We start from the raw sequence: 6,151 nt of genomic DNA on the forward strand, positions 1-6,151 counted from the left end.
GACCATGAAGCATCTATTTCCGCTGGCCGCCGTGGCCGCGCTCGCCGCTTGTGACGACACCCCTCCACAACCCGAGACGGGCGCTGCCCCGCCGCCCACCAACGACGATTTGTACCTGGTCGGCGGCTATCGGTCCGAGGATGACTGGTGCCAGTTGACCGGCGAAACCGCCTTTACCGTCAATTTCCTGGACCACACGGCCGACCTTGTCTCGTGCCCCACCGGCAGCGCCGCCGCGCAGTCGCTGGTCGAAATGCAGAATGCTCAGCAGGTGACCGAAACCGGCGGCTATACCGTCTATACGATTCCCCGCGGCTGAGCGTTTTTTGACCCGCTACCCTCTTGAAGCAGCGGGGACATTTCCCAAATTGATCCATGAGGCCCGGACCACTGCGTGCTGCCAAGCAGGCGCAAATTTAACGGGCGCTTGGAAAAGGAGAATGCCATGGACTTGAACAAGTTCACCGAGCGTGCACGAGGTTTCGTGCAGGCGGCGCAAACCATTGCGCTGCGCGAGGGACACCAGAGATTGGCTCCCGAACATATTCTGAAAGCACTGATGGATGATGACCAGGGGCTGGCCAGCAACCTGATCAAACGTGCGGGCGGCGCGCCCGAGCGCGTGGTCGAAGCGCTGGATGTTGCCCTGGCCAAGATCCCGAAGGTCAGCGGCGACGCGGGCCAGGTCTATCTGGACGGTCAGACCGCCAAGGTTCTGGACGAGGCCGAGAAGATCGCCAAAAAGGCCGGCGACAGCTTCGTACCGGTCGAGCGCGTGCTGATGGCTCTGTGTATCGTCAAATCCAAGGCGAAAGAGGCCCTGGAAGCCGGTGCCGTGTCCGCCCAGAAGCTGAACGAGGCGATCAATGACATCCGCAAGGGCCGTACGGCCGACAGCGCCAATGCCGAAGAAGGCTATGACGCGCTGAAGAAATATGCCCGCGACCTGACCGAGGCCGCCCGAGAGGGCAAGATTGACCCGATCATCGGCCGCGACGAGGAAATCCGCCGCGCCATGCAGGTGCTGTCGCGCCGGACCAAGAACAACCCGGTTCTGATCGGTGAGCCCGGTGTGGGTAAGACCGCCATCGCCGAAGGTCTGGCTCTGCGCATCGTGAACGGCGACGTGCCGGAATCGCTGAAGGACAAGAAGCTGCTGGCCCTGGACATGGGTGCCCTGATCGCCGGTGCGAAATACCGCGGTGAGTTCGAGGAACGCCTGAAAGCCGTTCTGAACGAAGTCACCGCGGCCGCCGGCGAGATCGTTCTGTTCATCGACGAGATGCACACGCTGGTCGGGGCCGGCAAGTCCGACGGTGCGATGGATGCGGCCAACCTGATCAAGCCCGCGCTGGCGCGGGGCGAGCTGCACTGCATCGGCGCCACCACGCTGGACGAGTACCGCAAATACGTCGAGAAGGACGCGGCCCTTGCCCGCCGGTTCCAGCCCGTCTTCGTGCAGGAACCTACGGTCGAAGACACGATCAGCATCCTGCGCGGCATCAAGGAGAAATACGAACTGCACCACGGTGTGCGCATCTCGGATTCGGCGCTGGTGTCGGCTGCGACCCTGTCGCACCGCTACATCACCGACCGCTTCCTGCCCGACAAGGCGATCGACCTCGTGGACGAGGCCGCCTCGCGTCTGCGCATGGAAGTGGACAGCAAGCCCGAAGAGCTGGACCAGTTGGATCGCCAGATCCTGCAGCTCCAGATCGAGGAAGAGGCGCTGAAGCTTGAAGATGACGCGGCTTCGAAAGATCGGCTTGAAGCGCTGCAGAAGGAACTGGCCGAGCTCAAGGAGAAATCCGCCGAGCTGACCGCCCAGTGGCAGGCCGAGCGGGACAAGCTGGCCAGCGCCCGCGAGCTGAAGGAACAGCTGGACAAGGCGCGCGCCGAGCTGGAGATCGCCAAGCGCGAGGGCAACCTGGCCAAGGCCGGTGAGCTGTCCTATGGCGTGATCCCCGAGCTGGAGCGCAAGCTGGCCGAGGCCGAAAGCCAGGAAAGCAACGCGGTCATGGCCAAGGAAACGGTGCGTCCCGAACAGATCGCGGCCGTGGTCGAACGCTGGACCGGCATCCCGACCTCGAAGATGCTGGAAGGCGAGCGCGAAAAGCTGCTGCGCATGGAAGAAGCGCTGCATGCCCGCGTGGTCGGCCAGGACGAGGCCGTGCGCGCCGTGGCCAACGCCGTGCGCCGGGCCCGGGCCGGTCTGAACGACGAGAACCGCCCGCTGGGCTCGTTTCTGTTCCTCGGCCCGACCGGTGTGGGTAAGACCGAGCTGACCAAGGCCGTCGCCGAATACCTGTTCGACGACGAACACGCGATGGTGCGGATCGACATGTCCGAGTTCATGGAGAAACACGCCGTCGCCCGCCTGATCGGTGCCCCGCCGGGCTATGTCGGCTATGAGGAAGGCGGCGTTCTGACCGAAGCCGTCCGTCGCCGGCCGTACCAGGTGGTGCTGTTCGACGAGGTCGAGAAGGCGCATCCGGACGTGTTCAACGTGCTGTTGCAGGTGCTGGATGACGGTGTCCTGACCGACGGTCAGGGCCGCACGGTCGACTTCAAGCAGACGCTGATCGTGCTGACCTCGAACCTTGGCTCGCAGGCGCTGAGCCAGTTGCCCGAAGGGGCCGACACGGCGCAGGCCAAGCGCGATGTGATGGACGCGGTTCGGGCGCATTTCCGGCCCGAGTTCCTGAACCGTCTGGATGAGACCATCATCTTCGACCGGCTTCAGCGGTCGGACATGGATGCAATCGTCGACATCCAGCTGGCCCGCTTGCGGAAGCGGCTTGCCGGGCGCAAGATCGATCTTGTGCTGGACGATGCTGCCAAGGAGTGGCTGGCCAACGAAGGCTACGACCCGGTCTTCGGGGCGCGTCCGCTCAAGCGCGTGATCCAGCGTGCCCTGCAGAACCCGCTGGCCGAGGCTTTGCTGGCCGGCGACATCCGGGATGGCGACACCGTGCCGGTAACTGCCGGACCCGATGGTCTGATCATAGGCGACCGGTTGGGCACCAGCGACCGCCCGCGCCCGGACGAGGCCGTGGTCCACTAACTTGCGGCTTGGCTGAAACAGGAAAGGCCCGCCAGAAATGGCGGGCCTTTTTCATGCGCACCAATCAGTCGTGGTTCTGACGGCTTTTGCGCAATGCTCGCAAGTCGTCGGCACTCAGGCGCGGACCGGACTCGGGCGATGGTGGTGGTGCCGGCGGAGCCATGCGCTGGGCCGGATCCACCATATGGCGGCTGGGGCGCCCGCCCTGCAGTTTCAGATAGGCCAATACCGCACCCGCGGATTGCAGGCTCAGCCCCCAAAGCCCGACCAGGATAAAGCTGAGAAACAAGGCCACTGCAGGCCAGATCGGGTTTTCGATGGCGCCACCGCGGAACAGGCCTTCGATTTCGGTAACGGACGTTGCCAACGCCGGTAGCCCCGCCACGAAGGCCACGGCCAGAAAGGCGAGGACGTAAAGCACCATCATCGATACATAGCTGATGGCCACCAAAGCAAAGAGCGGCCAGAAGGACGCACCCAGATTGCGGAAGGGTGTATAAGGTCGGTCGTCAGGATCGCTGCCCAAGGCCGCCGCAGCCAGGGGAACCAGCAGACTGGCCCGCGCAGCCGAGGCTACCGTGAATACCGCAACCGTGACGACGAGGCCCGCCACCGAAACCGACGCGCCGGCCGAGGTCAGCCAAACCAGTGCCGGTGTTTCGGGGGTCTTGGTCAGATCGACCAGATTGGGCGCGACCTGAACAAAGGCCAACCCGACCACTGGCGCAAGGATCAGGCCGATCGCCAGGGACTCCGCCGCGCCATAGGCAATGGCGGGAACGATCAGCTTGCGATAGCCCACGCCGGGTCGGATCAGCTTTGACTGGAACCCGAACCGGGCGCCGACCATGATCGGGATCACGCCGGATGAGGCGCTGATCAGGAAGGTTGCGATGAACAGTGTTCCGGGCAGGATCAACCCGATGACGAACCCGATCACGCCACCCAACGCGCCGTACAGAAAAAGGCCGATGAGCAGGATCGGGAACGTCACCGCAAAGCGCCACAGGATCGAAAGGGACAAAGGAATGGTTTTGGTCAGTAACACGGGGCGGCCTTCACACAGTCTCTGGTGGTTTCGGCGATACCTTATCGGATGTGCAGCTTCCATCCCGTTGATGCCGTTCCAAACAGGTGTTCGTCTGTGCGCGACGGGAATGCAACGCAGGCTTCGTTACAGTCCCGTCTCTCAATCGTGACGCAAGTTGCGTTGGTCCGGTGTTAAAACGGGGCTAATTCAAGGCTGATTTTTGTAAATGAACGGAGAACGGAATGGCGCACCGCTGGATCAACACTCTGACACATGCCGATACGACCCCGCGGGCGGCGTTCCTGAACCGCCGACAGATCATGGCGGGACTCGCCGGATCGGGACTGGCGATGATCGCGGGCCGTGCAGGTGCGGAAGATGCGCTGGAGCAGAACACGTGGGAAGAGATCACGTCCTACAACAACTACTATGAGTTCGGGACCCGCAAGGACGACCCTGCGAAATACGCCCATACCCTCAAGACCGAACCATGGAGCGTCACGATCGACGGGTTGGTTGACCGCCCGGGAGAGTATGATTTCCAGGACATCATGTCCGAAATGACGATCGAAGAACGCATCTACCGTTTCCGCTGTGTCGAGGCCTGGTCGATGGTCGTGCCCTGGAACGGGTTCGAGCTGGCCGATCTGCTGAACATGGCCGGTGTGCAGGAAGGGGTGAAATACGTGGCCTTCGAAACCGCGCTGCGCCCCGACGAGATGCCAGGCGTTGCATATCCGGTTCTGGACTGGCCGTATCGCGAAGGTCTACGGCTGGATGAAGCCATGCATCCGTTGACGATCATGGCGACGGGTATCTATGGCCGCCCGATCCCCAATCAGAACGGCGCCCCGTTGCGCCTGGTGGTTCCATGGAAATATGGCTTCAAGTCGATCAAATCGATCGTACGAATCACTTTGACCGAGGAAGAGCCGCCAACCAGCTGGAACATGGCCAACCCGCGTGAATACGGGTTCTACAGCAACGTGAACCCGACCGTGGATCATCCGCGGTGGTCCCAGGCCTCGGAACGCCGCATCGGCGGCGGGTTGTTTGCCAAGCGACAACCGACACTGATGTTCAACGGTTACGAAGAAGAGGTCGCAGGGCTTTATGACGGTATGGATCTCAGGGAATACTACTGAGGCCATGCACAAGCTGAACCAGATACTGCGCCGCGTTCCTGTCTGGGCGGTCTACATCGCCGGATTGGTTCCGGTGCCCTGGTTGTTCTACCAAGGCATGACCGGTGGCCTTGGATTCGAACCGATCGAGGCTTTGGAACATGAATATGGAGAACTGGCGCTTCAGTTGTTGATCCTGGGTTTGGCGGTCACGCCGCTGAGGCGGCTCACCGGCTTGAACCTCATGAAGTTCAGGCGGGCCATTGGCGTTTTGACCCTATCCTATGTGGCGTGCCATCTTTTGGTTTGGCTGGTTCTGGACGTGCAAGACCCAGGTCAAATTTGGGCAGACATCATAAAGCGACCCTACATCACGGTCGGCATGGCGGCATTCGTTCTGATGCTGCCGCTTGGGATTACGTCGAACAATGCCTCGGTCCGGTGGCTGGGGGCGGCTTGGCGGCGCCTTCACAAGCTGGTCTACCCGGCAGCCATTCTTGCAGGGCTGCACTACGTCATGTTGGCGAAGGGCTTTCAGATCGAGCCCCTGATCTACTTGTTTGTGATTCTTGCCCTGTTGCTGCTGCGCTTGCCCAAACCGGCATTCAATACGGCGTCCCGGCGCGCCGATTCCGCGTGACTCGGGTGCTGGGCTGTGGGTAACCATGTGGGCAAGTCAGGCAGCGAGTGCTTTCGCACTGCGAGGCCCAGGCGAAAACTCAGTTCTGGGGAGGTATGAAGGAATCAACACTCGGATAATAAACAATTATTTTTGTTATCGCGATTTTTTCCCAATTCCTGTCATTTTCTGCTTGCGGTGATTTGTAGTTATCCTTAGAACGCCCTTCACCGGCGCTGCTGAGGCGGTGTTGGTTGGTCGGAGTGACGGCCTGACGGACTGGAAAGACGGTTGAGACGCCTGGGAGAGACCGG

The 6,151-nt window shown here is 61.7% G+C and carries 6 protein-coding genes; 4 read left to right on the forward strand and 2 right to left on the reverse strand.

Features of this window, described 5'->3' with window-relative positions:
- Nucleotides 1-4 precede the first annotated feature (4 nt).
- Both ACR0EF_RS18100 and clpB read left to right on the forward strand, forming a co-directional pair.
- Complete coding sequence (locus tag ACR0EF_RS18100; RefSeq protein ID WP_170343525.1) at nucleotides 5-319, forward strand: hypothetical protein; 315 nt, start codon at nucleotides 5-7, stop codon at nucleotides 317-319.
- A 126-nt stretch (nucleotides 320-445) separates the two neighbouring features.
- The gene (gene clpB / locus ACR0EF_RS18105; protein WP_170372769.1) at nucleotides 446-3,064 is read left to right on the forward strand and encodes an ATP-dependent chaperone ClpB; all 2,619 of its coding nucleotides are present in this window, start codon (nucleotides 446-448) and stop codon (nucleotides 3,062-3,064) included.
- Nucleotides 3,065-3,128: 64 nt separating this feature from the next.
- On the opposite strand, the gene ACR0EF_RS18110 is transcribed toward clpB, so the two are convergent.
- A complete protein-coding gene (locus tag ACR0EF_RS18110; protein WP_170373400.1) occupies nucleotides 3,129-4,112 on the reverse strand; it encodes a hypothetical protein in 984 nt (327 codons plus the stop codon).
- 224 nt (nucleotides 4,113-4,336) lie between these two features.
- On the opposite strand from ACR0EF_RS18110, the gene msrP reads away from it, so the two are divergent.
- Together msrP and msrQ are read left to right on the forward strand one after the other, a co-directional pair.
- Nucleotides 4,337-5,239, forward strand: a complete 903-nt coding sequence (msrP, locus tag ACR0EF_RS18115) for a protein-methionine-sulfoxide reductase catalytic subunit MsrP (RefSeq protein ID WP_170368113.1) — start codon at nucleotides 4,337-4,339, stop codon at nucleotides 5,237-5,239.
- A 4-nt stretch (nucleotides 5,240-5,243) separates the two neighbouring features.
- Nucleotides 5,244-5,858, forward strand: coding sequence for a protein-methionine-sulfoxide reductase heme-binding subunit MsrQ (gene msrQ / locus ACR0EF_RS18120; RefSeq protein ID WP_170343529.1), 615 nt, complete (start codon nucleotides 5,244-5,246; stop codon nucleotides 5,856-5,858).
- A 79-nt stretch (nucleotides 5,859-5,937) separates the two neighbouring features.
- Here msrQ and ACR0EF_RS18125 read toward each other — a convergent pair.
- Nucleotides 5,938-6,151: hypothetical protein (locus tag ACR0EF_RS18125; RefSeq protein WP_480771329.1), on the reverse strand; the 214-nt coding region annotated here is incomplete at its 5' end.

It is taken from the genome of Ruegeria sp. CG8 (assembly GCF_056537165.1).

Coding starts and splice junctions, on each gene's coding strand:
- ACR0EF_RS18100 (WP_170343525.1), top strand. CDS start 5: ATGAAGCATCTATTTCCGCTGGCCGCCGTGGCCGCGCTCGCCGCTTGT.
- msrQ (WP_170343529.1), top strand. CDS start 5,244: ATGCACAAGCTGAACCAGATACTGCGCCGCGTTCCTGTCTGGGCGGTC.
- msrP (WP_170368113.1), top strand. CDS start 4,337: ATGGCGCACCGCTGGATCAACACTCTGACACATGCCGATACGACCCCG.
- clpB (WP_170372769.1), top strand. CDS start 446: ATGGACTTGAACAAGTTCACCGAGCGTGCACGAGGTTTCGTGCAGGCG.